Here is a 24,306-nt window from a genome sequence, read left to right on the forward strand (position 1 = left end):
ACCCGCCCCGATGAAAGCGAGCACGGCAAGAACCAAAAAAGCGGCACAACGAAACGACATGGCTTCCCCCTCAAGCGCCGACCGTTTGCCGAACAATACGCAATGAAAGGAAGTCGTAAAGCGTCAGATTGAAAGGGAACAAGGGAACACTCGGAATGGACCGGCTGTGAGGGGCGACAGACCCGCCCCGGCCTGAACAAGGTCCAGTGCCCGATTGCTGCATTTGACCAGCCCTTAACCTTCTTCGTGTTTTCTTGGTCGCAGTCGCGCCGATGGGCGTCGCGCGACTTCGAAGGGGGCTTCCGGACATGCACGCCAAATCCGTCAAACTGCCGCAACTGAAGTTGCGGGGCACGATCGTGCTTGCCGCAGCGGCGGTCTTCACCATCGCTCTCGCCAACATGCTGTTCTATGTGGTCCGGTCGACCGCGAAATCCGACCTCGCCGCCGCCGACCAGTTGCTGGGAAGCATTGCGCGCGCGGAAGCGAATAATGTCGACATGCTGCTGAAACGGCATTGGGCTGTCGCGGAATCGATCTCGCAGACGGTGACAACGCTGGTTTCGGATCCGATGATCGGCCCCGACGCCTATCGCGAGTTGCTCGCGCGACAGATGACCATCGTGCCCGACGCTGTCGGCATCTGGGTGCTGCTGAACAAGGATGCGCCTTCGGCGGCGAACCCCGACCTTATGGCGTCCAGCTTTGCCCGAGGCGACGGCTATTTCGGACCGAACATCGTGCGCGACGTTCAGACCGGCGAGATCCGGTTCTCGGATCTCGACCTGTCGATGGAGAACGGCTTCAAGGACTGGTTTCTCGATCCGCTGGCCAAGGGCAAGCCCACGCTGATGGGCCCCTATCTCTACAACGACCTGCTCTACACCTCGACGATAGCGATCGTGCGTGACCGGGCAGGCAAGCCGGTCGGGCTGGCCGGCGTCGACTTCAACGGCGGCGTGTTCGCTTCCCTGATCGGCACGCACCGGCCGCTCGGCACCGGCTGGGTCGGCATCATCAACCAGGACAAAAACTGGGTTGTGCCGCCGGAGGCTGCATTGATCGGCAAGCCCGCGGAGGACGCGACGGCAAGGGCCGCGGTCGCGGGTGCCCGCACGGGCAGCTTCCATGAAACCATTCCGGTCAACGACGTCGACTGGCGCGTCACGTCGACCGAGCTCGACTTGCCGGAGTTCGGCGCGGCCTGGACCGTTCTGGTCGGGGTGCCGGAGGAAACGCTGCTGGCCGATGCCGTCGGACAGCGCAACATCCTGCTGCTCGGCGGCGCTCTCGTCCTTGCCCTGGGACTGGTCGCTTTCACCTGGCTCGGAGCCTCGATCGCCAAGCCGGTCAGCCGCATGACGACGGCGATGCGCCGCATCGCCGAGAACGACTATGCGGCCGAGGTGCCCTATGGAGACCGGCGCGACGAGATCGGCGACATGGCAAAGGCCCTCGGCATCTTCCGCTCGGCCGGTATCGAGAAGCAGCGTCTGGAGATGGAGGCAGACGAGGCGCGCCGGACGATCGACGGCGAACGTTCGGTGCGCGAGGCCGAGACGGCGGAAAGCCAGCGTGCGGCCAAACATGCCGTCGATGTACTGGGCGATGGCCTGCACCGTCTCGCCGACGGCGACCTTGTCCAGCGCATCCAGACCCAACTCGGCAAGGGGGCGGACGAGCTGCGCGTCGACTTCAACCTCTCCGTCGAGAAGCTGCAGCAGACCATGCTCGGCATCCACAGGGTCGCCGGCGCCATCCGCACCGGGCTCAGCGAGATCTCGGCCGCCGCGGACGACCTTTCGCATCGCAGCAGCCAGCAGGCCGCGAGCCTTGAAGAAACCGCGGCTTCGCTCAACCAGATCACTGAAACCGTGCGGCAGACGGCCGATGGAGCGAATCATGCCCGCCGGGTCGTCGCCAGCACGCGCTCCGATGCGGTGACGAGCGCCGAGGTGGTGCGCCAGGCGATCGAAGCCATGGGCCAGATCGAGAAGTCGTCGCATGAGATCGGCAGCATCATCGGCGTGATCGACGAGATCGCGTTCCAGACGAATCTGCTCGCCCTCAATGCGGGCGTCGAGGCGGCGCGCGCCGGCGAGGCAGGGCGTGGCTTCGCCGTGGTCGCATCGGAGGTGCGTTCGCTCGCCCAGCGCTCGGCGGAGGCGGCCAAGGAGATCAAGTCGCTGATCGCCAACTCATCGTCGCAGGTCGATGCCGGCGTCAGGCTGGTCGTTAGCACCGGTGATGCGCTGAAAAAAATCATGACGCAGGTGAACGAGATCAACGACGCGGTCGTCGACATCGCCGCCAAGACCGCCGAGCAGGCGACGAGCCTGCGCGAGGTCAATGTCGCGGTCAACCAGATGGACCAGGTCACGCAGCAGAACGCCGCGATGGTCGAGGAAACCACGGCCGCCAGCCACACGCTTTCGGGCGAAGCGGCGGCACTGGTCCGGCTGGTCGGGCAGTTCAAGGTCGGTTCCGAGGCGGCCGCCGCATCGCATGCACCGGCACCGCGGCAGCCCGCGCCGCGCCCTGCCGCGGTTCGCGGCAATCTGGCGCTGAAGCCCGTCGCCGAGGCCGACGGCTGGGAGGAGTTTTGAGGCAGGTGGACCTTGCCAGGCTGATCGTCTGAGGCGCCGGCTCCTCCATCCTGTGCTGCGGCCGATCGGCGTGGATGCCATCCCAATCCGGGCCCGATGGCGCGATGCCGGATGACGGCCGATGCCGCGCCTCCAATAGCGACGGCCTGGCTACCAGACCTCGCGAATGAAGCGGAGCACTTCGACCAGCGCCAGGGCGGTTGCCGACAACGCCGTCGCGACCGCCACCCATCCCTTGAGGCTGTGGGTATGGTGCAGTTTGCTCCGGTTCTCCCCGTTGCGCCCTTCTCCTGGGCGGTCGTCGGCATTCTCAATCATCGCATAGCTCCATGGCCCGGAGCATGCAGCCTAGAATGATTCGGGTTGAGCCAACGTTCAGATATTGAAGCTGCCTGGCCAATACAGAAAACGCGCCGTACTCCCAGAGCTGCTTGTGATCGAAATTCTGGAGTGTGCATGCTGACGGTGTTGGTCGCCGTGCTCTCCGCATCGGATCCGTCTTTGCGAGGGGCGGCCATCAGAGCGGGCGACCCGAGCCCGGCCAGGGCATGAAGTTCGCCGGGGAGGGACGAGCAAGGTCAATCGCATGACGCAATTGCCGCTGTGGAGGTGATCGCAAGTCAACTCCATGACGACATCAGCATCCTTAATATCTGACGGGGATTTCGGGTCGCTACGCCGCCTCAAGCAAACCAGGGCGTGTTGCTGGTCGGGCGGGGGCAAAGTTTCAACCCAAAACGCTGAGTAGCCATCGATGGTTGGCGACCGGTTCGAGTTTGCCAAACGCTTTCTCGACACGACGAAGGTCCGCGAGTTCCATCGGCCGGAGCAGCACGGACTCCCTCGTCGTGACCTGATGGACGGCAGGAAAGTGAGGCCAGAACAGCGCCCCCGGATGCGGGAGCCCGTTGGCCCTTGAGCAAAGGAGCTAGAGTGCAAACCGCTGGTGGAGCTGAGGGGGATCGAACCCCTGACCTCGTCATTGCGAACGACGCGCTCTCCCAGCTGAGCTACAGCCCCGTCCAGCGGATGCGCGGATTTAGGGCCAGCTGTCGGCACTGTCAAGGCGTCGCGTGGCGCTTCCTGGGGGCAAGCAGCCGTTGCAGGGCTTGCCCGTCCTGCCGCCAATGGCTACATGTCGCGAACCCGAACGGAGACCCTTCATGCTCGCGCTTATTCAGACCGTTGTTCTGGCGCTCGACATTTACTGGTGGCTGCTGATCGCCGCGGCGATCTTCTCCTGGCTCTATGCCTTCAATGTGGTCAATTCGCGCAACCAGTTTGTCAGCTCGATCGGCAATTTCCTGTTCCGCGTCACCGAGCCGGCGCTGCGGCCCATCCGCCGCTTCCTGCCCGATCTCGGCGGCATCGATATTTCGCCGATCATCCTCCTCCTGATTCTCTTTTTCGTCCGGCAGTTCATCCTCACCACGGTCGCACCGCTGGTGATCTGACCTCCACGCATGGCCGCTCCCTGGCGTGCGCGCGCCGACGGCATCGATCTTTTCGTCCGTCTCACTCCCAAGGCATCGAAGGATGCCGTCGACGGGGTGGGGACGGCTGCGGACGGTCGGACGTATCTGAAGGCCCGTGTCCGTGCCGTACCCGAGAAGGGTGCCGCGAACACGGCGCTCGAACGGCTGGTGGCAAAGACGCTCGGCGTGCCGGCCGGCAATGTCAGCGTCGTTGCCGGCGGCACGGCTAGGCTGAAGACCTTGCACGTGGTCGGCGATACGGAGCGCCTGGCGGAAGCGGTAATGAAGGCGACGGGCGGATAGCCGCCTTCACCGGATACCGAGCGGCGACGGGGATCATGTCCGCATGGCAAGGATGAACAGCGCCAGGGAACCGAGCGGGGCCAGGGTGCGCACATGGTTCCAGCCAACCCAGGCCGCGAGATAGTGCTGCCAGAACTCTGCCCCGGCCGCGCTGTCGGGCGCAACAGCGGCAAGCTGGTCGTTGAGCGGCACGTTGAAGGCGATCGTGACGACGATCACGCCGACGAGATACAGCAGCGCGCCAGCGAGCGCATAGGCAGTGCCCGCCGTGCTCCAGTTCATCACGGCGAGGACGCCGATGACAGCCGCGACCAGGGCCGTGCCGAAGAGCAGGCTCATGAACACGGGCGTGACTGCCGTCACATTGATGGCATTCATGGCCGCAATCCCGGACGGCGCCGGCAGGCGGGCGAGGCCGCTCATCACGAAGGTGGAGAAGGCGAAGAAGACACCCGCAGCCAGACCGCTGCCCAGCGCGGCGAAGAAAACGAGCGGAACAAGGAGCGTGCCGGTCATTTCGAGGTCCCCCAGATACCGGATGGGGCGGTGGCCCTGGCATAGTCGGCGAAGTCGCGCGGGGGACGGCCGAGCGCCTCGAAGACGCCGTGGGTCAGATATTCGTTGCTACCGTCGAGCACTTCCGTGAAGAGCAGCCGGACGAGCTCGATGAGATCTCCCGGCAGGCCGGCGGCCTCGAGACCGGCAACAAAGGCGGTGGCGTCGACAGCGCGATAGTTGATGGTACGGCCGCTGGCCTTCGCGATCTCGGCAATCGCCTCGGCGAAGCTCAGTAGTCTCGGGCCGGTCAGTTCGTAGAGCCGGCCGATGTGACTGTCGTCGACGAGGGCGGCAGCGGCCACGTCGGCAACGTCCTCGGCATCGACGAAAGGTTCGCGGATACGGTCGGCGGGCAGGGCGACATCGCCGGCGAGAATGGGCTCCAGCAAGAAGCTCTCGCTGAAATTCTGGCCGAACCAGCTGCAGCGCAGGATCGTTCCATCCGCGCCGGAGGCCTGCAGCGCCTGTTCGGCGCGCTGGGCTCCCGGTTCGCCGCGTCCGGAAAGCAGGACCAGCCGCCTGGTACCGGCGAGCAATGCCGTGTCGGCGAAGGCCGCGATCGCCTCCGCCGCATCAGGCAAGGCGAGATCCGGATAGTAGGTGACATAGGAGGCTCGCGTGCCCGCCAGCGCTGCTGACCAGGTCGCGCGATCCTCCCAGTCGAAAGGCGGGGTGCCGTTTCGCGAGCCGACGCGTACCGGCATGCCGTGCGCCATGAGGCGTTCTGCGACGCGGCGACCCGTCTTTCCGGTACCACCGACGATAAGGGTTTCCGTTCCCGTCATCATGATCGTTCTCCCTTCGATGAATGTGAGGAATCCTCATATTTGCTAAAAGTGATAAATCCTCATATTCTGTTCGTCAAGAGGATGCTCGGAAGATGGGAAAAGGGCGGATGAACGAGACGGCTGCAGAGGCAAGGGAGGGAGCGGCGCTCACGCCCCGTCGCGATCCCGTTCAGAAGCGAAGCCGCGAGCGCATGCGGCGCATTCTCGACGCGGCGAGCGGGCTGATCGCCGTACACGGCAGCGATGCGCTGCGCATGGGCGACCTGGCCGAGAAGGCCGGCATTTCCATCGGCTCGCTCTATCAGTATTTCCCGGAGAAAGGGGCGATCATCCGGGCGCTCGCCGAGCGCTACCACGCCGAAAGCCGCGCCTGCATTGAAGAGGGGCTCGCCAGCGTGCGGGACCTGCCGGGGCTCGGACGCGCCTTCGGCGCGCTGGTCGATACCTATTACGGCATCTTCCTCGCCGAACCGGTGATGCGCGACATATGGTCAGGCATGCAAGCCGACAAGGCGCTGAGCGCGATGGAACTCGCAGACAGCCGGGCAAATGGGGAGTTGCTCTCGCGCCTTCTGCTGCGGCTACGGCCCGGCGAGGACCCAGAGGCCATCAAGGCCAGCGCATTCCTGGTTTGGCAGCTCGGCGAGGCGACCATGCGGCTCGCGGTTTCGGTCGAGCGAAGCGAAGGCGACGCTGTCGTGGCCGCTTACAAGCGCATGGCGATACGCGAGTTGGTAGGATAGTCGAGGGGAGCCGATTTCGGCTGATGTCAAGAGCATTTCCACTTGTGCTGGAATTGCTCCAGAAAACAAAAAGCCCCGCCGGGGCGGGACTTGACGTTCGGGGCGTTGAGTCGAAACTTAGATGCCGAGGCCTTCGTAACGCTTCTTGAACTTCGACAGGCGGCCGCCGCGGTCGAGAAGCGTCTGCTGACCGCCGGTCCAGGCCGGATGGGTGGTCGGGTCGATGTCGAGGTTCAGCGTGTCGCCTTCCTTGCCGTAGGTCGAACGCGTCATGTATTCGGTACCGTCGGTCATGACGACCTTGATCATGTGGTAGTCGGGATGGATATCGGTCTTCATCGGTCTGTTCCTGCTCGAGCGGCGCCCTGCCTGCGGCGATGCGCCCACTTTGAAAAGGCGAAGCCGCAGCTATTCATGCCACGGCTTTCAAAACGGTCGGCGTGCCTATACATCAGCCGAAATTGAAGCACAAGGCCGCGTCGCCCGCATTTCTCGGGTGCGCCAACGCAACGACCGTAATACGGTCCGGGAAACGATAATGGCCGAAGCTTTCGACAATGACGCAAACCGCAGGCGCTCGCTCAAGCCGTTGAGCCGGCTTGCGCCTTATGTTCTGCGTTATCGCGGCAAGGTCGTGGCGTCGCTGTTCTTCCTGGTGCTTGCCGCCGCCATGACGCTCACCCTGCCGCTCGCCGTGCGCCGCATGATCGACCATGGCTTTTCGGGCTCGGACTCGACCTTCATCGCCAACTATTTCTCGATGCTGGTGGCGATCGCAGCCGTGCTCGCGCTCGCTTCGGCCTGCCGCTACTACTATGTCATCACGCTCGGCGAACGCGTCGTGGCCGATCTGCGCCGCGACGTTTTCGCCCATGTGACGACGCTGTCGCCCGCCTTCTTCGACACTGCGCAGTCCGGTGAGATCGTGTCGCGTCTGGCCGCCGACACCACCCAGGTCAAGGCGGCCGTGGGCTCGACCGCCTCGGTCGCCTTGCGCAACCTGATCATGGGCCTCGGCGCGGTCGGCATGATGGTCGTGACCAGCCCCAAGCTCTCCGGCCTGGTGATCGCCGCGATCCCGCTGGTCGTGTTGCCGCTCGTCGGTTTCGGCCGGTCGGTGCGCAGGAAGTCGCGCGCGGCTCAGGATACGCTCGCCCAGGCCACCGCCTATGCCAGCGAGCAGATCGGCGCGGTGCGCACGCTGCAGGCCTTCACCAACGAGGCGCTGGTGACGAAGCGCTTCTCGGCCGCGGTCGACAGCGCCTTCGAGGCGGCGCGCTCGTCGGTTTTCGCCCGCTCCTTCCTGACCTTCTTCGCCATCTTCACGGTATTCTCCTCCGTGGTGGCGGTGCTGTGGTTCGGGTCTCGCGACGTTCTGGCCGGCACGCTGTCTGCCGGCACGCTCGGTCAGTTCCTACTCTATTCGGTGTTGGCCGCAGGCGCGCTCGGCGCGCTCTCGGAAGTATGGGGCGAACTCGCCCACGCGGCGGGCGCCGCCGAGCGGCTTACCGAGCTTCTGGCCGAGGAGCCGGCGATTACTGCGCCTGCCGCGCCGCGCGCGCTTCCCGCCGAAGGGTCGGGCCGGGTCGAATTCCTCGACGTTCATTTCTCCTATCCGGTAAGGGCCGACCGCCCGGCGCTGCATGGCATGAGCTTTGCGGTGAAACCCGGCGAGACGGTCGCCATCGTCGGGCCATCTGGCGCGGGCAAGAGCACCGTCTTCTCGCTGATCCTGCGCTATTACGATGTCGATACCGGTACGGTGTTGGTCGACGGCGTCGACGTGCGCGAGGCCGATCCACGGGATGTTCGGTCGCGCATCGCCATCGTACCCCAGGATGTGACCATCTTCGCGGCAACCGTCGGCGACAATATAGGCTTCGGCCGGCCGGGCGCGCGCCGGGACGAGATCGAGGCCGCCGCCAAGGCCGCGCTGGCCGACGAATTCATCGGCAAGCTGCCGGACGGCTTCGATACGCCTGTCGGGGAACGGGGCGTGACCCTGTCGGGTGGTCAGCGGCAGCGCATCGCGATTGCCCGGGCGATCCTGCGCGACGCGCCGATCCTGCTGCTCGACGAGGCGACCTCGGCGCTCGATGCCGAGAGCGAGACGCTGGTCCAGTCGGCCCTGGAGGGGTTGATGCAGGGACGCACGACGCTGGTCATCGCGCATCGGCTGGCGACCGTGCTCAAGGCCGACCGCATCCTCGTGATGGAGGACGGCCGGATCGTCGAGGAAGGCACGCACAGTTCGCTCGTCGCCAGGGGCGGCGTCTATGCCCGGCTCGCCAGGCTGCAGTTCGAGACCGGTGCCAGCGCCTTCAGGGGCGCGGCGGAATAGGGGCGGATCAGCCAGGCTTCCAGTCCGCCAACGATGAAACGTTGGCAAATTTGCCGGCCTTTGTCACATGGCGACGGTCGGCCGTGACGAATGTGCCGCCCCGTTCAATGGCCATAGCGTGGTAGATACTGTCCTGAAGGGTCGGATAACCTCCGCCCTTGTTAACTGTCGTCGCGATCCGCTCCGCCACCATTAGTTCGTCGGCGCTGGGTTCGAGGATCTGCAGGCCGATGGCGCGGGCGTTTTCCAGGAGACCGAGGATGCTCTTGAAGGGAACATCGTGTCGAAGGCCTATGGACAAGGCTTCATAGACAATCAAAGTCGGGGCGACCAGAATGAGGTCATGCTCCGCCACATATGCGAAAAGGGCTTCTGCTTCCGGGCGATCGGCTTCGTCCAGGAAGAGTTTTGCAAAGACCGAGGCGTCGACAACGATCATTTGTCACGATCGCTGGCAGCCAACTGTTCTCCGCGCTGTACCCGGACCCGGTCGAGTGTGTCCACGACGCCGGGTCCCTTAAGTGGATAAGGCTTGAAGGCCCTGATTTGCGCCAATGCCTTCCGTTTCTCCGCTTCCCGCAGTGCCCGTTCGATCGCGTACTCTACAAAGCTCGATCGCTTGCTTTTCGGCACAGCGCGGTCGAGCCTTTTCTTCACAGAGCTGTCGATCGAAAAAGTCGCGCGCTCCTTAGGAAATGTTGCGTTCATGATCATACTCGATTGTTCATAAGATATAGTCATAAGGGAGGTTTCGCAAGCAGAGCGCAATTCGATTGCTGCGCTCAATGTCTCGGTAGACGACTTGACCTCCGCGAGGCCAATCATCAGCCGCAGGCATGGCGCCCGGCGATCCGTCCGGAAAAGATGCAGCCGCCGAGGAAAGTACCTTCGAGCGCATTGTAGCCGTGATATCCGCCGCCACCGAAGCCCGCGACCTCTCCCGCCGCATAGAGGCCGGGGATCGGCTCGCCATCCTTGTCCAACACCTGAGCGTCGAGATTTGTGTGCAGCCCGCCGAGTGTCTTGCGGGTGAGGATATGGAGCTTCACCGCGATCAGCGGGCCGTTCCGCGGATCGAGGATCTTGTGCGGCCGGGCGGTGCGGATCAGCTTGTCGCCGAGATAATTGCGCGCGCCGCTGATGGCAGTCACCTGTGCGTCTTTGGAGAATGGATTGTCGATCTCGCGGTCGCGCGCCACGATCTGCTCAAGGAGCCTGTCGTGATCGAGAAGCGGCTCCTCCGTCAGCGCGTTCATGCCGGCAACGAGGTCGCGGAGATTGTCACGGACCACGAAGTCTTCGCCCTTTTGCTTGAAGGCCTCGACGGGAGGCGGTGCGCCGGCACCGCGGCGGCTCTTCAGAACGGCGCTCCATTTCTTCGAGGTGAAGTCCGGGTTCTGCTCCGAGCCGGAAAGGGCGAACTCCTTCTTGATGATCTTCTGTGTCAGCACGAACCAGGAGTAGTCGTAGCCGGTCGACAGTATGTGCTTCAGCGTCGAGAGCGTGTCGAAACCGGGCAGGCAGGGTGCGGGCAGGCGGTTGCCACGGGCATCGAACCAGAGCGAGGACGGACCAGGCAGGATGCGGATGCCGTGGTTCGGCCAGATGGGCGCCCAGTTCCTGACGCCCTCCGTATAATGCCACATGCGGTCGCCGTTGATGACCGTGCCGCCGGCCTCCTGTGTGATCGCGATCATGCGTCCGTCGACATGGTGCGGCACGCCGGCGATCATCGTCCTGGGCGCCGGGCCCAGCCGCCCGACCGGCCAGCTCTGGCGCACCAGATCGAAATTGCCGCCGATGCCGCCCGAGGCGACGATCGTGGCGCCGGCCGCGATCTCGAAATCGCCTGATACGCCGCGTCCGGATTGCTCGCCGCGCTCGACCGTGGACGGTTCCAGGATCTCGCCGGCGACGCCGGTGACGGTACCATTGGTCTTGATCAGCCGGCTCACCCGATGGCGGAACCGGAACTCGATGCTGCCCTTGTCGGCATGCTCCCGGACGCGGCGAACGAAAGGCTCGAGCACCCCCGGTCCGGTGCCCCAGGTGATGTGGAACCGCGGCACGGAATTGCCGTGGCCGTGGGCCTGGGCGCCACCGCGTTCGGCCCAGCCGACCACGGGAAACCAGCGCATGCCCATGCCGTGAAGCCACGGGCGCATCTCGCCGGCGGCGAAATCGACGAAGCTCTCCGCGAATCGACGCGGCCAGTGGTCTTCAGGACGGTCGAACTGGGCGGAGCCCAGCCAGTCCTGCAAAGCGAGCTCGCGGCTGTCCCTGATGCGCAGCCGCCGCTGCTCGGGGCTGTCGACGAAGAACAGGCCGCCGAGCGACCAGAAGGCCTGGCCGCCAAGCGAATTCTCTCCCTCCTGTTCGAGGATGACGACGCGCTTGCCGCGGTCTGCCAGTTCGCCCGCGGCGACGAGCCCGGCGAGCCCCGCGCCCACGATGACGGCGTCCGCTTCCGCAGCCATTTATCCCTCCCCGGCGTGGTTGCGCCTCTCCGTGTCACACAATCGGCCCGAGGACGGACTTCGATCAAGCGGTTTCTTGCGGGCGGCAGAGACCATTTCGTCTCCGGCACCTTGTCGACCGGGTGGCCCACATGATCAAATCTGCGCAGCGCGGCCCGATGCGCAGGGCGAGGTTTGGGGCGACCGTCTCCAACCGAACATATCCGAGGGAGAGGTTGCTCATGGTTGCGACCATATTGATCGTGCTGGTGGCGCTGCTCCACTTGTACTTCATGTATCTGGAAATGATTGCCTGGGATCGGCCGCTCGGCCGCAAGGTCTTCAACCTCACCCCGGAGTTCGCAACTGCTTCGAAGGCGCTGGCAGCGAACCAGGGTCTCTACAACGGTTTTCTCGTCGCGGGTCTCGTGTGGGGCTTGACGCTCGGCGACGGCGGCTTCGCGGTGAAGCTGTTCTTCCTGGCATGCGTCGTGGTGGCCGGCGTCTTCGGCGCGGCGACCGTCAGCAGGCGCATCCTCTATGTCCAGGCGGCGCCGGCGGCTCTTGCCGTGGCGGCCTTGTGGCTGGGTCTGTGACCGACCGGGCGAAGCCGGCAGGGTCCGGCATGGCCCGAAAACGAAGAAGGGTTCAAGGTTGTTGGATCGCAGCCGGAGCCTTGCGGTCCGATGCGCCCGTCAACGCTCGGTCAACTTGAGCTCGATGCGGCGGTTCCTGGCCCGGGACTCGTCGGTGTCCGATGCGTCGAGCGGCTGGTACTCCCCGAATCCGGCGGCGACGAGCCGGTTGGCCGGCACGCCGTTCTCGATGAGGAATTTCACCACGGCCGTCGAGCGGGCCGACGACAGCTCCCAATTGTCGCGGTAGCGGCCGGTACCGGAGAGCGGCCTGTCGTCGGTGTGGCCGTCTACCCGCAGCACCCAGTTGATCTCCGGCGGGATCTCCTTCTGCAGCTCGATGATGGCGTCGGCGAGCTTCTTCATCTCGACCCGGCCGGCATCGTTGATCACATCCGAGCCCGACGGGAAAAGCACTTCGGACTGGAACACGAAACGGTCGCCGACGATGCGGATATTCTCCCGGTCGGAGAGAATTTCGCGCAATCGGCCGAAGAAATCCGAGCGATAGCGATTGAGTTCCTGCACCCGCTGCGCCAAGGCGACGTTCAAGCGCCTGCCGAGATCGGCGATCTTGGTGTTGGATTCGCGATCGCGCTGCTCCGACACCTGAAGCGCGTCCTCGAGAGCGGCGATCTGCTTCCTGAGAGCGGCGATCTGCTGGTTGAGCAGCTCGACCTGCGACATGGCGCGCTGGCTGAGCTGGCGTTCGGAATCGAGCTCGCCGCTCAGGGCGCCGATCCTTTCCTGCGCGACCTGGTCGGAGCCGGCACCACGCGCGAGCAACTGCTCGAGCCTGGTCTTCTCAGACTCGGCGGCACTGAGCGAGGCCTGGAGATTGGCGAGCTGGTCCTGCGTGTCCTGGGTGTTGGTGCGCTCCAGCGCCAGCAACTGGGTGAGCTCGTTGATCTGCGAGTTGAGGCGGTTCAGCACCTCGTCCTTGCCCGAGATCTCCCGGCTCAGCAGGAATTGAGCGAGCACGAAGACCGACAGCAGGAACATGATGGATAGCAGCAGCGTCGACAGCGCATCGACGAATCCGGGCCAGTAGTCTATGCGGCGGTCGGCGCGGCGGCCTCGGGCGAGGGCCATCAGTGCGGCTCCGTCTTCTTCAGGGATTCGGCCAGCTTGTCGAGCGTGCGCCGCATCGCCTTCTGCTCCTCGGACTGGGCTTCGACCCAGTCGCGCATCAGCTGCTGCTCGTTGCGCATGTTCTTCACGAGTCCGGAAATGCCGTCGGCCAGATTGGCCATCGCCGTGGCCACCCGCTGGTTGGACCCACCCGTCTCCTGGATGTTGCGCAGCCGTTCGGACAAGGCGCGCACCTCCTCGGCCGTGCCCGCGCTGCCGGCATCGCCGACCATGTCGGACGAGAGATCGGTGACCGAGGACAGCCAGTTTTCAAGTTCCGTGTAGAAGCGGGTCTGGGCGCGCCCGGCCTGCAGATCGAGAAAGCCGACGACGAGTGAGCCGGAGAGGCCGAAAAGCGAGGAGGAGAAGGCCGTGCCCATGCCTTCGAGCGGCGCGGACAGACCGGCCTTCAGCGCCTCGAGTACGTCGGCGGCATTGCCCGATCCGGGATCGAGCGCGCGGATCGTGTCGCCGATGGAGCCGATGGTCTGCAGCAAGCCCCAGAAGGTGCCGAGCAGCCCGAGAAAGACCAGCAGTCCGGTCAGATAGCGGGTGATGTCGCGGGTCTCGTCCAGCCGCGTTGCGATCGAATCGAGCATGGTGCGCATGGAGTTGGTCGACAGCGACATCGACGACGAGCGGCTGAGCAACACCTTCATCGGCGCAAGAAGGACGGGCTCGGTGGTCTCGGAGCCGGCGCGGAAGGAGTTCACCCATCGCACCTCCCGGAAAAGGCGGATCACCTGCAGGAAGGCGAGCAGGATGCCGACGACGAGCACGCCGATGATCAGGCCGTTGAGGCCCGGATTGGTGGCGAAGGCCGCGGAGATCTGCCGGTAGAGGATCGCGGTGATGAAGCCGGCGATCGCCAGGAAGACGAGCATCGACAGCAGGAACACCTGCGGGCTCGACAATTTGTGCGGATCGTAACCGGACTCTCCAATGCTGACGTCTGACCCGAAAGTCCTGAACAATGCCATTCGCGCGCCTCGAGCGATCCGCCTGATAATCGCGCGGGAGTCTAAACGGAATTGTGACTAAATTGAAAGCCGCCGGGTGATGGTGCCGAACTATGCCGCGCAACCCACCCGGGTCAGATCCGATTGACGACCAGGCAATCCATGACGGCAGCGAGATGAAGCCCGGCCGCCACCACGACGAAGCCGTGCCAGACCGCGCTCTGGAACCTCAGTCCCTGCCAGACGAAAAAGACGACGCCGCTCGAATAGACCACGCCGCCGGCGACGATCAGCCAGAGCGTCGTCGCAGGCAAGGTGTCCAGCAGGCCCTGGGCGACCGCCACGCCGCTCCAGCCGATGGCGAGATAGAAGACGATCGCAAGCTGGTCGAAACGGCCGGGCAGAAAGAGCTTCACGGCCATCCCTGTCGCAGCGGCGCCCCAGACGACGGCGAACATCCGTTGCGCGGTTGCGGGGTCATCGAGCTGAGTGAGGAATGGCGTGTAGGTTCCGGCGATCAGCAGATAGATCGCGGCATGGTCGAAGCGCCGCAGGATCCACTTCGCCCGCGAGACGGGCCACAGATTGTAGGCGCAGGAAATGGAAAGAACAGTGAGGAGCGAGGCAACGTAGAAGATCGCCGCCACATATTCCCACACGCCGGTGTGGAAGACGGCGAAGGCCAGCAATATCGACCCGGCCGAGATGGCGAGCACGATGCCGACCGCATGGACGATGCCATCGGCGATGAGTTCCGCGCGCGAAAGCAGAAAGCGCCCCGCGAAGGGGGTCTCCAATACCGAACGCGTCGACTTGCCGCCTTGCATGCACCGTCCCTTTGCCTAGCGCCCTAGCCATAACAGCAGGCCGAAGGGGGCGATTTCAAGACCGGTGGCTTCGTCCCTTCGGCGAGGCGCGGCAGGGTCGCGCCCGCTGAAAGTGTTATCGCACCGGCAGCGGCTTGGTGATGGTCTTCAGCAGCGCGCGATGGATCGCCTCGTTGCCGGCGACGATCGATCCGCTGTCCAGCATGGTCTGGCCGCCATTGCGGTCGCTGACGAAACCGCCGGCTTCGCGCACCAACAGGATGCCGGCCGCCATGTCCCAGGGCGACAGGGCCTCCTCCCAGAAGCCGTCCATGCGGCCCGCCGCGACATAAGCGAGGTCGAGCGCAGCCGAGCCGAAGCGGCGGATACCCGATACCTCGCCCATGACGTGGCGCAGCTCGATCAGGAAGTTGCCGTGGTGGCCGCGGCCGAGATGGGGCACGCCGGTACCAATGACCGTGTCGGACAGCTTGGTGCGGGCCGCGACGCGCAGGCGGCGGTCGTTGAGGAAAGCGCCGCCGCCGCGTTCAGCCGTGTAGAGCTCGTCCATCGCCGGATTGTAGATGACGGCCGCTACGATCTGGCCCTGCCGCTCGAGCGCGATCGAGATCGAGAACACCGGAATGCCATGCAGAAAGTTGGTCGTGCCGTCGAGGGGATCGACGATCCAGCGATGCTGAGCGTCCTCGCCTTCGACCGTGCCGCGTTCTTCCATCAGGAAGGCGTAGCCCGGCCGGGCCTTCGCCAGTTCGGCATGGATGATCTCTTCGGCCTTGCGATCGGCCTGGCTGACATAGTCGCCGGGTCCTTTCATGGACACCTGAAGATTCTGGACCTCGCCGAAATCGCGGGCCAGCGAGCGGCCCGCCTTCATGGCCGCCTGTACCATGACATTGATGATCGCCGAACGCGCCATGAGTTGAGCTCCGATGCGGAAGGATCAATCCGCGCGGCGGACGTAGGTGATCTCGTTGGTGTCGACGATGATACGCTCCCCCGACGAGATGAAGGGCGGAACCAGGACCCGGATGCCGTTCTCAAGCACCGCCGGCTTGTAGGACGAAGCCGCCGTCTGCCCCTTCACGACCGGATCGGCTTCCGTGATGGTGAGGGTCACCGTGTCCGGAAGCGAAATGCCGATCGGCTTTTCCTCGTAGAGTTCGACGGTGACCATCATGCCGTCCTGGAGGAAGGCCGCGCGCTCGCCGACGAAATCCTTGTTCAGCTCGAGCTGCTCGTAGCTCTCGGTATCCATGAATACGAGGGACTCGCCCTGCTCGTAGAGGAAGGAGAAGTCCTTCTGCTCCAGCCGCACCTTCTCGACCGTCTCAGCCGAACGGAAGCGTTCGTTCAGCTTGGTGCCGTTGATGAGGTTCTTCAGTTCGACCTGGTTGTAGGCGCCGCCTTTGCCGGGCTTCACCGCATTGGTCTTGACCGCCACCCAGAGGCCGCCGTCATGCTCGATGACGTTGCCGGGACGGATTTCGTTGCCGTTGATCTTGGCCATGGTTTCTTTCCGGAAGAGATTTTCTCGCCGCGACGGCGATTTCGCGCCTCCAAGACCACAAAACGCCCGGAGAGGCAAGGCCGCCCTGGTCAAAGCCGAGATGTTACCGAGAGCAAGGACGATCAAGTCGCCGGCCTGAGACAAGTCTAGCCTGTGCTTCCGGAGCATGGGAAAGGAGACGGTCATGGAACATGAAGGCTATTACGCGACGCACAGCCTGATGAGCGATCCAGGCCGCCATGCCTCGCTGGTTGCCGCCCTGCCGGACGATGTCGGCGCGATCGCCGAGGCGCTGCAAGGCCTTTGCATCTACGACGTGGTTGCCGAGCCATTCTACGGTTTCAGGGTGCCGTCGGAGCGGGCGGGGGAAATCCACCTGCGCGGCGTGGCGGATATGCTCGAGCGCATCGTCTCGCTCGACGCGAGACCGCTCTCGAAAGCGCGGCCGGTAGAAAAGCGCCTGGTGAGCCGCTGCCACCATTACGGGCTGCTGCTCGTGTCGATGCTGAGGAGCAAGGGAATTCCCGCGCGCCTGCGCGGCGGCTTCGCCGCCTATTTCAATGCGCCCTTCTTCGAGGATCATTGGGTAGCCGAATATTGGAAGGCCGACGAAGACCGCTGGGTTCTCGCCGACGCCCAGCTCGACGCTGTGTGGTTGGCCAGGCTGCCCGGGATCGAGAAACCGCTCGACCTTTCCAGCGATCAGTTCGTGCTTGCCGCGGATGCGTGGCAGCAATGCCGCTCGGGCGCGGCCGATGCGACCAGGTTCGGCATCGGCTTCGCCAACCTGCGCGGGCTCTGGTTCATCACCGGCTCGCTGGTGCGCGATCTTGCGGCGCTCGAAAAGATGGAGATGCTGCCATGGGATGTCTGGGGCGTGCAGGCTGGAATCGATGCCGAACTCACCCCGAGCGAGCTCGCCTTCTACGATCGCCTCGCTGCCATGATGGCCGATCCGGATCGGAGGTTCACGGAGTTGCGCGAGTCCTACGATGCCGACGGGGGCCTGCGGGTGCCGCCGCTGGTCTTCAACGCCCTGACCGACCGGTCGGAGCCGATCCTACCGGACGGCGCGGGCACGCATCGTCAGGCTGTCGGAGGGCAGGGGCAGGCAGGAACCATGCAGGCGGACGCGATCATCTGAGCCGATTGGCGCGCACCACGGCGGTCTTGATCTCGGCGTCGGTCAAGCCGTTCATGAAGTCTTCCATCATGGGATCGACGAGGCCGGCCCGCTTGGCCAGGATGTACCAGGCTGCGGCGAAAGTCTCGTCGGGATCGGTCCCGATGCCGTTGAGATAGAGCTTCGCTACCCTGTTCTGGGCCGCGACATTGCCGCCCTCGGCCGCCCGCTTCAGCATGCGGAAGCCGCCTGCCTCATCCTTCTTTCCGCCGCGCCCCTGGACCATCCAGGTGCCAAGGTCGAGCTGGGCTGTGTCGTAATTCTGGCGGGCGGCGAGCTCCAGCCAGCGCCGCGCCGCGGCTTCATCCTTGGGCCGGCCGCCGATACCGCCGGCATCGATCTGGGACATGGCATATTGGGCGTCAGGCAGGCCGGCCTTGGCGGCGCGCTCATAGTAGATGACGGCTCGGGCCATGCCTTTCGGGCCGGGATCGCGGTCGACCAGCAACTGGGCGAAGTTGAACTGGGCCAGCGCGTTGCCCGCTTCGGCCGCGGCCTCCATCAGGGCGAAGGCGCCCTGCTTGTCCTTCTTCACGAAGCGGCCGTCGAGCTGCAGCAGCGCATATTGGAACTGGGCTTCGGGCACGCCTTGTTCTGCGGCGCGCTGATACCATTTGGCCGCTTCCGCCTCGTCGCGGGCAACGCCGAGGCCTCGCGACAGGATTTCGGCGACGAGCGCCTGCGACGGCGCATCACCCTGCCTGGCCTTCTCCAGCGCGAGGTTGTAGGCGGTCTTGTAGAGGCCGCGCTGAAAAGCGCCGTAGGCCGGGTCGAGCTTCTTGGTGAAACGCTGCGGGTCGATCCTGTCCGCCGACGGCGCCGTCCGGTCGCCGTCCGTCGCATGGGCGACGGCGATGGCGGCGGCGAAGGCCAGGCCGGCTATCAGGAGGCGACGGGCCACCACGTCACCTTGCGAAACGTGGTGCTGCACGGTCGAGGATCGCATTGGCCTCCGCTACGGCGGAACCGGCATCCTCCCCGAAGACGGCACTCGACAGGGCGACGAATTCGGCACCCGTTGCCGCCACGGCCTCGACCGAGGCGACATCGGATCCCCCGAGCACAATACAGGGGATCTCGATCATCTCGGCCCACCAGCGGCCGAGCGCAAGATTTCGCGGGTGCGGCTCGGGCGTCTTGTCGTAGCCGAAACGGCCGAAGAACATGTAGTCCGGGCGCGTTTCGCCGAGCTCCAGCGCGTCGTCCCGCGTCTTCGCGCCGCCGGCGCCCACCATCATCCTGCCCTGGAGACGTTCGATCGTCTCGGCCAGTTCATCCTTCCCGACCTCGAGATGGATCCCGTCCGCACGGACGCGACCGGCCACGCGGCTGTCGCCGGCGATCATCACCGCGACGCCCCTCTCTTGAGCCAGCGGTACGATTTTCTCGGCGAAAGCCTGGAAGCCTTCTTCGTCCATTCCGTATTGCGGCAGAATGAGCGACGCGACGTCACCGGCATCGAACGCGGCAGGCAGCGCCGCTATGAAACGCTCCGCGGCCGTCTCGGGCGGAGCGATCAGGACAAGGCGGCAACGGTCGGGCAGGCTGGCTTCAGTCATCAGAGGCTATCCGGGCTTTGCCTATGCAGGCCGATCATGGTTGCATTGCGGCATAAAGTACCGGCGCTGCTTTGAACAGAGCGCCCTCCCCACATGAAAGCTCTCGCCAAGTCGGCGCCCAGGGGTTAGACCAGCAAGCTCCCGCCGTCGTTCCCCGCATTCGAATGCCCGCACTCCTTTCCGATCCCTGGTTCATGGCCGTCGCGGTCGCGGCGGTGATCCTGGTCGGCCTGTCGAAGGGCGGGCTGGGCGGCGCCATGGGCTTCGTCGGGGTGCCGATGATGGCGCTGGTAATGTCGCCGGTCCAGGCCGCGGCGATCCTGCTGCCGATCATGGTGCTGATGGACATCGTCTCGCTGTGGACCTGGCGTGGAAACTATCATCTGCCGACACTCAAGGCGATGCTGCCCGGTGCTATGCTCGGGATCGGCCTGGGCTGGCTGACAGCCGCGGTGGTCACGGTTCCGATGATCCGTTTCATCGTCGGCGTCGTCGCCATCGCCTTCGTCGGGCGCTGGATCTACCAGCAGTTTCGCCACGGTTCCGCCCATGTCGCAAAACCCCGTGCGCTCGTCGCGACCTTCTGGGGCACGGTGTCCGGCTTCACCAGCTTCGTCGCCCATGTCGGCGGTCCCCCGTTCCAGATGTATGCGCTTCCGCTGCGCCTGGAGCAGCGCATTTTCACCGGCACGAGCGTCATCTTCTTCGCCGTGACCAATGCGGTGAAGCTCGTTCCTTATTTCGCGCTCGGTCAGTTCGATGCGACCAACCTCACCATCTCGGGCCTGCTCATGCCGGTGGCGCCGCTCGCCACGCTCGCCGGCGCCTGGATCGTGCGGCGCATGCGGCCCGACGTCTTTTATGCTTTCTCCTACGCCACCGTGGGGCTGATTGCCCTCAAGCTTGTCTATGACGGAATCTTCGACCTTGTAACGCCGTGACCGGCGGCCGAATCTGTGGTCAAAGCCTGCGGCGCATCGCGTGAAGAAGGATTCACGCGATGCGCCGCAGATTCTTGATTTGACGCATGTCTTTTTCCCGAAACCGCTGCACACTTTCGGGAGACATGCTTTGGGAGAAACGGGAGGACCGAATGAGCAATCCATACGAGCAGGACCTCGACAGGCAGGGCGCCAACCACCAGCCTCTGACCCCGCTTACCTATATGGAGCGGGCGGCGAAGGTCTATCCCGATCACGTGGCCATAATCCATGGCGGCCGTCGCGTCAGCTACCGAGAGTTCTGGGAGCGGTCGCTGCGGCTCGCTTCCGCGCTCGCGGCACACGGGATCGGCAAGGGCGATACGGTCAGCGTGATGCTGTCGAACACGCCGCCCATGCTGGAGGCGCATTTCGGCGTGCCGATGGTGAAAGCGGTGCTTCACTCGCTCAATACCCGGCTCGACGCGGCGATCGTCGCATTCCAGCTCGACCACGCCGATTCGAAGATCCTGATTGTCGACCGCGAGTTCTCGGGCGTCGTCGCCGAGGCGCTGAAACTCGCCAGGGTCAAGCCGCTGGTCATCGATTTCGACGATCCCGAATATGCCGCCGACGCTCCTTATCCGAAGGGCGAGCGCATCGGCACCGTGGATTATGAGGATTTCATGGCGTCGGGCGAGCCTGGCCATCGATGGTCCATGCCCGACGACGAATGGGATGCGATCTCGCTCAACTACACTTCCGGGACGACGGGCAATCCGAAGGGCGTGGTCTATCATCACCGGGGCGCCGCGCTGATGGCCTATGCCAACACGATCCACGCCGGCATGGGAAAACATGCAGTCTATCTCTGGACGCTGCCGATGTTCCATTGCAATGGCTGGTGCTTCCCATGGACGCTCGCGGTGCAGGCCGGCACGCATGTGTGCCTGCGCTGGGTGCGGGCCAAATCCATGTATGATGCGATCGCCGACCATGGGGTCACGCATCTCTGTGGCGCCCCGATCGTCATGGCCACGCTGATCAACGCGGCCGAAAGCGACAAGCGCATCTTCCCGCAGACGGTGACCTTCAACACCGCCGCCGCGCCGCCGCCCGAAGCCGTGCTCGCCGGCATGGCCGATGCCGGCTTCGCCGTCACCCATCTCTATGGATTGACCGAGACCTACGGCCCCGCCGTGGTCAATGAATGGCACTCCGGCTGGGATGCGCTGGACAAGGACCCGCGCACGGCGAAGAAGGCACGCCAGGGCGTGCGCTACGCTGCACTCGAGGGCCTGACCGTGATGGATCCGGAGACGATGACGGAAACCCCTGCCGACGGCGAGACGATCGGCGAAGTGATGTTCCGCGGCAATATCGTCATGAAAGGCTATCTGAAGAACAAGCCGGCCACCGACGAGGCGTTTGCCGGCGGTTGGTTCCATTCGGGCGACCTCGGCGTGATGCATCCCGACGGCTATATCCAGCTCAAGGACCGGTCGAAGGACATCATCATCTCTGGCGGCGAGAACATCTCCTCGATCGAGGTGGAGGACGCGCTCTACAAGCATCCCGCCGTCGCTTCCTGCGGTGTGGTCGCGCGCGCCGACGAGAAATGGGGCGAGGTGCCGGTTGCCTATGTCGAACTGAAGCCGGGAGGATCGGCGACCGAAGCCGAGATCATGGAACACTGCCGCGGGCTGCTGGCGCGGTTCAAGGTGCCGAAGGCGGTGATCTTCGCGGAGATCCCCAAGACGTCGACCGGGAAGATCCAGAAATTCGTGCTGCGGCAGATGGCCAAGGAGTCATAGTGGCCGCACGTCCATCTGGGCGCACGAACGACGCGTTGAGATCGACGCATCGCGCTCTCCCAAACTCACGGTTTCGGAAAGCGACGCCGCGGGGCACGCGGATGCTGTTTGCACGCGGCCGGCACGGCGAACCGGTTTGCCCGGCGAGGCGCAACCGCCTGGATGATCTTCCTTTCCTCCCTGCACCAACCGGAACCGACTGGCGGCGCGGCGAGATCGGCAGGCCTCGTGCATAAGACTGAGGCATTTGCCATGAGAGGCCTGTTTTCCAGCGAGCGCTAATATGACACTATCCGACCACGGACGGCGGTCGACGAGACGTCGAATCGTTCCCGTGGGGGTTCACAGGGCAATTGGGGGTTCTCATGAAAGGGGTAGCACGCAACTTCTTCGCTCTGGCCATCATCTACGCGATCTGCGGCATGGTGTTGGGCCTGAGCATGGCGATCAGCCAGGATCACGGCCAGATGCCGGTCCACGCACACACGATGGTGGCGGGTTTCCTGATGTCGTCGGTGTTCGCATTCTTCTATCATCTGTTTCCGGCCGCTGCCGCGTCGCGGCTTGCACCTGTGCATTTCTGGCTGACGACGCTGAGCGGCATCGCGCTGCTCGTCTCGCTCTATTTCTTCCTCGCAGGGAATCCGGCGATCGAACCGGTCACGGCGATTGCCTCGGTCTTGTTCTTTGTGGGGATGCTGCTCTTCGCCTGGATCGCGCTTCCGGTCTTGCGGCGCGCCTGAATTGCCATACCGTGAGCTGCAACGAATCACGGTAACACAACCAACGGTAGGCGTAGCGCGTGCGATTGTACCCTAACGGGACAGATGTGAGGCGCTGGCTCAAAAATGGCGCATGCCGTTAACCCTTCATTAAGCTTTACAGGTGTTTACTGTGTGCATCCAGTGATCTGGATTCTTACCGAGTGGTTGGAGCCACTCTGTTTGACGCCTCCCTGTTAAACTCCTGAGAGCCGCTTTTGCGGCTCTTTTTTTGTGTCCCGCGACCTGGGACAGCTGCATTAACCCTTTGTTAAACATGCGCTTGCCTTCGATTGAGGCTTGGCGCATTTTTGAGGCTCGTAATATAGCTGCGGGGACCTGGACAGGGCCGGAACGGCCGGACGGGCATAGTAGTGCAGGGGCGTCAGAAATGAATGAGCCGTCGATGAGCAGCGCGGTGACGATAAGCCTGGCCGAACGCCGGGTTTTCTCCAATTCCTTCAAGCCGTTGTACAATGAAGGCATGGGGCTGGTGGAGCAGGCCGCCGAGTATCTGGACGGCCAGGGGCGCAGTGACGCCAAGAAGCTGTCCCGACTTTCCGCGACGCTCTATGCGGCCGAATCGATGCGGCTGACCACAAGACTGATGCAGGTGGCTTCCTGGCTGCTCCTTCAGCGCGCCGCCAATTCGGGCGAGATGACCCGGGACCAGGTGGCAGCGGAAAAGGCGAAAGTGCGCCTGGATACCGCTTCGGCCAGCGAAAGCGCGGAAGGCTGGGTGGAACTGCCGGATGCGTTCCGCGATCTCGTCATTCGTTCGCTGCGCTTGCAAAGCCTCGTGCGGCGCATGGATGATGAAGTCTATGGCGGCAACGGCAACCTGCCGTCGCCGCACAGCCTGCGCCGGTCCAATCCGGTTTCCGATCAGATCACGCTTCTGAGCACGGCTTTCGGTCGCGGCTGATCAACCGCCGAAGGCTGCCGCGATGCCCTGGAACAACCGGTCGAAGACCGGCAAGGCGAGCAATGCCGACAGAACGATCAGGCCGAATGTGACGAGCCTGTAGGCGTTCTCGCTGGCGAGACCGAAGGCCCACCAGCCCGCGAGGATGCCGGCGAAATAGACCGGCGCCGCCATGACGCCCATTCCCACCACACCGGGCTCGAACAGACCGGCGAACCATAGATTCCCGATCGAGACGAACTCGCCAAGGAAGAAGAGGGTCAAAAGATTGGCTCGTACGATGACGGCGGGGAGCCCGCCGGCCATCCAGTAGGCGATGACGGCCGGCCCCGGTATCGAGGCCAGGCCGGAAAGCACGCCCGCCACGCCGCCGACGCCGATCGAGACCGCGGGATTGCGCGGGCCCCGCCAGCGCCAGCCGGCATAAAGGACGACGACGCAGGCGAAGATCGAGATCGAGATCAGCCAGCGCAGCACTCCGGCATCACCCGCGCTCAGGAGATAGACACCCGCCGGAAAGAGCAGGAGCATGCCAAGAGCGACGGGAAGGACCTCGCGCCAGCGCGCGATGCGAAGGGCGGGCAAGGTGACCGGGATCGCCGGAAGCGAATCGATGATGACGATGATCGCCAGCGCCGCCTTCGGCCCGTAGAGCGCGCCCGCGACAGGTGCAACGATCATGCCCGTGCCGAAGCCCGACAGGCCCCGCGCGACGCCGGCCACCAGGACCACGGCGAACAGAGTGAGGGCGGCTATGTCGATAGCGGGTATCGTCATGACCGCCGTCTGCGTGAACCTGATGGCGAAAGGCAGGG

26 protein-coding genes and 1 tRNA gene are annotated in these 24,306 nt (G+C 64.4%); 11 read left to right on the forward strand and 16 right to left on the reverse strand.

Annotated features, from left to right (window positions below; translation table 11 throughout):
• The first annotated feature begins 308 nt into the window (after nt 1–308).
• Nucleotides 309–2,606: a methyl-accepting chemotaxis protein gene (locus tag JN280_RS39980; protein WP_274609075.1), complete on the forward strand. Its 2,298-nt coding sequence runs from the start codon at nt 309–311 to the stop codon at nt 2,604–2,606.
• Between the two features lie 150 nt (nt 2,607–2,756).
• On the opposite strand, the gene JN280_RS10625 is transcribed toward JN280_RS39980, so the two are convergent.
• Nucleotides 2,757–2,924 (reverse strand): hypothetical protein, encoded by a 168-nt coding sequence (locus JN280_RS10625; protein WP_202312006.1) that lies wholly within the window; start codon nt 2,922–2,924, stop codon nt 2,757–2,759.
• A 626-nt stretch (nt 2,925–3,550) separates the two neighbouring features.
• A tRNA-Ala gene (locus tag JN280_RS10630) sits at nt 3,551–3,626 on the reverse strand.
• A 143-nt stretch (nt 3,627–3,769) separates the two neighbouring features.
• Here JN280_RS10630 and JN280_RS10635 point away from each other — a divergent pair.
• Together JN280_RS10635 and JN280_RS10640 are read left to right on the forward strand one after the other, a co-directional pair.
• Nucleotides 3,770–4,060: a YggT family protein gene (locus tag JN280_RS10635; RefSeq protein WP_202312007.1), complete on the forward strand. Its 291-nt coding sequence runs from the start codon at nt 3,770–3,772 to the stop codon at nt 4,058–4,060.
• A gap of 9 nt (nt 4,061–4,069) precedes the next feature.
• Nucleotides 4,070–4,384, forward strand: coding sequence for a DUF167 family protein (locus JN280_RS10640; RefSeq protein WP_202312008.1), 315 nt, complete (start codon nt 4,070–4,072; stop codon nt 4,382–4,384).
• Nucleotides 4,385–4,417: 33 nt separating this feature from the next.
• On the opposite strand, the gene JN280_RS10645 is transcribed toward JN280_RS10640, so the two are convergent.
• Both JN280_RS10645 and JN280_RS10650 read right to left on the reverse strand, forming a co-directional pair.
• Nucleotides 4,418–4,900, reverse strand: coding sequence for an anthrone oxygenase family protein (locus JN280_RS10645; protein WP_202312010.1), 483 nt, complete (start codon nt 4,898–4,900; stop codon nt 4,418–4,420).
• Nucleotides 4,897–5,727, reverse strand: a complete 831-nt coding sequence (locus JN280_RS10650) for an NAD(P)H-binding protein (RefSeq protein WP_202314680.1) — start codon at nt 5,725–5,727, stop codon at nt 4,897–4,899. The genes JN280_RS10645 and JN280_RS10650 overlap by 4 nt, the downstream gene beginning before the upstream one ends.
• A gap of 110 nt (nt 5,728–5,837) precedes the next feature.
• Here JN280_RS10650 and JN280_RS10655 point away from each other — a divergent pair, with 110 nt between their 5' ends.
• Nucleotides 5,838–6,473 (forward strand): TetR/AcrR family transcriptional regulator, encoded by a 636-nt coding sequence (locus JN280_RS10655; RefSeq protein WP_202312012.1) that lies wholly within the window; start codon nt 5,838–5,840, stop codon nt 6,471–6,473.
• A gap of 117 nt (nt 6,474–6,590) precedes the next feature.
• Here the strand turns inward: JN280_RS10655 and rpmE are convergent, their stop codons facing one another.
• Complete coding sequence (gene rpmE / locus JN280_RS10660; RefSeq protein WP_202312014.1) at nt 6,591–6,812, reverse strand: 50S ribosomal protein L31; 222 nt, start codon at nt 6,810–6,812, stop codon at nt 6,591–6,593.
• A gap of 199 nt (nt 6,813–7,011) precedes the next feature.
• Here rpmE and JN280_RS10665 point away from each other — a divergent pair, with 199 nt between their 5' ends.
• On the forward strand, nt 7,012–8,814 hold the full coding sequence (locus JN280_RS10665; protein WP_202312016.1) for an ABC transporter transmembrane domain-containing protein: 1,803 nt from the start codon (nt 7,012–7,014) through the stop codon (nt 8,812–8,814).
• Nucleotides 8,815–8,821: 7 nt separating this feature from the next.
• Here the strand turns inward: JN280_RS10665 and JN280_RS10670 are convergent, their stop codons facing one another.
• The 3 genes from JN280_RS10670 to JN280_RS10680 form a co-directional block, all read right to left on the reverse strand.
• On the reverse strand, nt 8,822–9,253 hold the full coding sequence (locus JN280_RS10670; RefSeq protein ID WP_202312018.1) for a type II toxin-antitoxin system VapC family toxin: 432 nt from the start codon (nt 9,251–9,253) through the stop codon (nt 8,822–8,824).
• On the reverse strand, nt 9,250–9,522 hold the full coding sequence (locus tag JN280_RS10675; RefSeq protein ID WP_202312020.1) for a hypothetical protein: 273 nt from the start codon (nt 9,520–9,522) through the stop codon (nt 9,250–9,252). Before JN280_RS10675 ends, JN280_RS10670 begins: the two co-directional genes overlap by 4 nt.
• A gap of 116 nt (nt 9,523–9,638) precedes the next feature.
• A complete protein-coding gene (locus tag JN280_RS10680; RefSeq protein ID WP_202312022.1) occupies nt 9,639–11,291 on the reverse strand; it encodes an FAD-binding dehydrogenase in 1,653 nt (550 codons plus the stop codon).
• 221 nt (nt 11,292–11,512) lie between these two features.
• On the opposite strand from JN280_RS10680, the gene JN280_RS10685 reads away from it, so the two are divergent.
• Nucleotides 11,513–11,866 carry a DUF1304 domain-containing protein gene (locus JN280_RS10685; RefSeq protein WP_202312024.1) on the forward strand — a complete coding sequence of 118 codons (354 nt, stop codon included), beginning with the start codon at nt 11,513–11,515 and terminating at the stop codon, nt 11,864–11,866.
• 99 nt (nt 11,867–11,965) lie between these two features.
• Here JN280_RS10685 and JN280_RS10690 read toward each other — a convergent pair whose 3' ends face one another.
• From JN280_RS10690 to efp, 5 genes are all read right to left on the reverse strand, one after another.
• The gene (locus tag JN280_RS10690) at nt 11,966–12,997 is read right to left on the reverse strand and encodes a peptidoglycan -binding protein (protein WP_202312025.1); all 1,032 of its coding nucleotides are present in this window, start codon (nt 12,995–12,997) and stop codon (nt 11,966–11,968) included.
• On the reverse strand, nt 12,997–14,016 hold the full coding sequence (locus tag JN280_RS10695) for a MotA/TolQ/ExbB proton channel family protein (RefSeq protein WP_202312026.1): 1,020 nt from the start codon (nt 14,014–14,016) through the stop codon (nt 12,997–12,999). Before JN280_RS10695 ends, JN280_RS10690 begins: the two co-directional genes overlap by 1 nt.
• 113 nt (nt 14,017–14,129) lie before the next feature.
• On the reverse strand, nt 14,130–14,822 hold the full coding sequence (gene trhA, locus JN280_RS10700) for a PAQR family membrane homeostasis protein TrhA (RefSeq protein ID WP_202312027.1): 693 nt from the start codon (nt 14,820–14,822) through the stop codon (nt 14,130–14,132).
• Between the two features lie 115 nt (nt 14,823–14,937).
• Nucleotides 14,938–15,738 (reverse strand): inositol monophosphatase family protein, encoded by an 801-nt coding sequence (locus JN280_RS10705; protein ID WP_202312028.1) that lies wholly within the window; start codon nt 15,736–15,738, stop codon nt 14,938–14,940.
• A 24-nt stretch (nt 15,739–15,762) separates the two neighbouring features.
• On the reverse strand, nt 15,763–16,329 hold the full coding sequence (efp, locus tag JN280_RS10710) for an elongation factor P (RefSeq protein WP_202312029.1): 567 nt from the start codon (nt 16,327–16,329) through the stop codon (nt 15,763–15,765).
• A 184-nt stretch (nt 16,330–16,513) separates the two neighbouring features.
• Between efp and JN280_RS10715 the strand changes: the two genes are divergently transcribed.
• Nucleotides 16,514–17,473: a transglutaminase-like domain-containing protein gene (locus JN280_RS10715; protein ID WP_244743191.1), complete on the forward strand. Its 960-nt coding sequence runs from the start codon at nt 16,514–16,516 to the stop codon at nt 17,471–17,473.
• Here the strand turns inward: JN280_RS10715 and JN280_RS10720 are convergent.
• Nucleotides 17,466–18,458 (reverse strand): tetratricopeptide repeat protein, encoded by a 993-nt coding sequence (locus JN280_RS10720; RefSeq protein ID WP_202312031.1) that lies wholly within the window; start codon nt 18,456–18,458, stop codon nt 17,466–17,468. The genes JN280_RS10715 and JN280_RS10720 overlap by 8 nt on opposite strands.
• Nucleotides 18,418–19,071 (reverse strand): thiamine phosphate synthase, encoded by a 654-nt coding sequence (locus JN280_RS10725; RefSeq protein ID WP_202312033.1) that lies wholly within the window; start codon nt 19,069–19,071, stop codon nt 18,418–18,420. The genes JN280_RS10720 and JN280_RS10725 overlap by 41 nt, the downstream gene beginning before the upstream one ends.
• Before the next feature lie 164 nt (nt 19,072–19,235).
• Between JN280_RS10725 and JN280_RS10730 the strand changes: the two genes are divergently transcribed.
• From JN280_RS10730 to rcdA, 4 genes are all read left to right on the forward strand, one after another.
• Nucleotides 19,236–20,012 (forward strand): sulfite exporter TauE/SafE family protein, encoded by a 777-nt coding sequence (locus JN280_RS10730; protein ID WP_202312035.1) that lies wholly within the window; start codon nt 19,236–19,238, stop codon nt 20,010–20,012.
• Between the two features lie 152 nt (nt 20,013–20,164).
• A complete protein-coding gene (locus JN280_RS10735; RefSeq protein ID WP_202312037.1) occupies nt 20,165–21,805 on the forward strand; it encodes an acyl-CoA synthetase in 1,641 nt (546 codons plus the stop codon).
• Between the two features lie 365 nt (nt 21,806–22,170).
• Nucleotides 22,171–22,548 (forward strand): hypothetical protein, encoded by a 378-nt coding sequence (locus tag JN280_RS10740; protein WP_202312039.1) that lies wholly within the window; start codon nt 22,171–22,173, stop codon nt 22,546–22,548.
• A gap of 409 nt (nt 22,549–22,957) precedes the next feature.
• Nucleotides 22,958–23,491 carry a protease adaptor protein RcdA gene (gene rcdA / locus JN280_RS10745; protein WP_202314681.1) on the forward strand — a complete coding sequence of 178 codons (534 nt, stop codon included), beginning with the start codon at nt 22,958–22,960 and terminating at the stop codon, nt 23,489–23,491.
• Here the strand turns inward: rcdA and JN280_RS10750 are convergent, their stop codons facing one another.
• Nucleotides 23,492–24,268 carry a sulfite exporter TauE/SafE family protein gene (locus tag JN280_RS10750; protein WP_202312041.1) on the reverse strand — a complete coding sequence of 259 codons (777 nt, stop codon included), beginning with the start codon at nt 24,266–24,268 and terminating at the stop codon, nt 23,492–23,494.
• Between the last annotated feature and the right edge of the window lie 38 nt (nt 24,269–24,306).

It is taken from the genome of Mesorhizobium sp. L-8-10 (genome assembly GCF_016756635.1).
Classification (GTDB): Bacteria; Pseudomonadota; Alphaproteobacteria; order Rhizobiales; family Rhizobiaceae.

Coding starts and splice junctions, on each gene's coding strand:
- JN280_RS10725 (WP_202312033.1), bottom strand. CDS start 19,071: ATGACTGAAGCCAGCCTGCCCGACCGTTGCCGCCTTGTCCTGATCGCT.
- JN280_RS10740 (WP_202312039.1), top strand. CDS start 22,171: ATGAAAGGGGTAGCACGCAACTTCTTCGCTCTGGCCATCATCTACGCG.
- rpmE (WP_202312014.1), bottom strand. CDS start 6,812: ATGAAGACCGATATCCATCCCGACTACCACATGATCAAGGTCGTCATG.
- JN280_RS39980 (WP_274609075.1), top strand. CDS start 309: ATGCACGCCAAATCCGTCAAACTGCCGCAACTGAAGTTGCGGGGCACG.
- JN280_RS10730 (WP_202312035.1), top strand. CDS start 19,236: ATGCCCGCACTCCTTTCCGATCCCTGGTTCATGGCCGTCGCGGTCGCG.
- JN280_RS10670 (WP_202312018.1), bottom strand. CDS start 9,253: ATGATCGTTGTCGACGCCTCGGTCTTTGCAAAACTCTTCCTGGACGAA.
- JN280_RS10655 (WP_202312012.1), top strand. CDS start 5,838: ATGAACGAGACGGCTGCAGAGGCAAGGGAGGGAGCGGCGCTCACGCCC.
- JN280_RS10650 (WP_202314680.1), bottom strand. CDS start 5,727: ATGACGGGAACGGAAACCCTTATCGTCGGTGGTACCGGAAAGACGGGT.
- JN280_RS10735 (WP_202312037.1), top strand. CDS start 20,165: ATGAGCAATCCATACGAGCAGGACCTCGACAGGCAGGGCGCCAACCAC.
- JN280_RS10665 (WP_202312016.1), top strand. CDS start 7,012: ATGGCCGAAGCTTTCGACAATGACGCAAACCGCAGGCGCTCGCTCAAG.
- JN280_RS10715 (WP_244743191.1), top strand. CDS start 16,514: ATGGAACATGAAGGCTATTACGCGACGCACAGCCTGATGAGCGATCCA.
- efp (WP_202312029.1), bottom strand. CDS start 16,329: ATGGCCAAGATCAACGGCAACGAAATCCGTCCCGGCAACGTCATCGAG.
- JN280_RS10675 (WP_202312020.1), bottom strand. CDS start 9,522: ATGAACGCAACATTTCCTAAGGAGCGCGCGACTTTTTCGATCGACAGC.
- JN280_RS10705 (WP_202312028.1), bottom strand. CDS start 15,738: ATGGCGCGTTCGGCGATCATCAATGTCATGGTACAGGCGGCCATGAAG.
- JN280_RS10690 (WP_202312025.1), bottom strand. CDS start 12,997: ATGGCCCTCGCCCGAGGCCGCCGCGCCGACCGCCGCATAGACTACTGG.
- trhA (WP_202312027.1), bottom strand. CDS start 14,822: ATGCAAGGCGGCAAGTCGACGCGTTCGGTATTGGAGACCCCCTTCGCG.
- JN280_RS10645 (WP_202312010.1), bottom strand. CDS start 4,900: ATGACCGGCACGCTCCTTGTTCCGCTCGTTTTCTTCGCCGCGCTGGGC.
- JN280_RS10720 (WP_202312031.1), bottom strand. CDS start 18,458: ATGCGATCCTCGACCGTGCAGCACCACGTTTCGCAAGGTGACGTGGTG.
- JN280_RS10680 (WP_202312022.1), bottom strand. CDS start 11,291: ATGGCTGCGGAAGCGGACGCCGTCATCGTGGGCGCGGGGCTCGCCGGG.
- JN280_RS10695 (WP_202312026.1), bottom strand. CDS start 14,016: ATGGCATTGTTCAGGACTTTCGGGTCAGACGTCAGCATTGGAGAGTCC.
- JN280_RS10635 (WP_202312007.1), top strand. CDS start 3,770: ATGCTCGCGCTTATTCAGACCGTTGTTCTGGCGCTCGACATTTACTGG.
- rcdA (WP_202314681.1), top strand. CDS start 22,958: ATGAATGAGCCGTCGATGAGCAGCGCGGTGACGATAAGCCTGGCCGAA.
- JN280_RS10625 (WP_202312006.1), bottom strand. CDS start 2,924: ATGATTGAGAATGCCGACGACCGCCCAGGAGAAGGGCGCAACGGGGAG.
- JN280_RS10640 (WP_202312008.1), top strand. CDS start 4,070: ATGGCCGCTCCCTGGCGTGCGCGCGCCGACGGCATCGATCTTTTCGTC.
- JN280_RS10685 (WP_202312024.1), top strand. CDS start 11,513: ATGGTTGCGACCATATTGATCGTGCTGGTGGCGCTGCTCCACTTGTAC.
- JN280_RS10750 (WP_202312041.1), bottom strand. CDS start 24,268: ATGACGATACCCGCTATCGACATAGCCGCCCTCACTCTGTTCGCCGTG.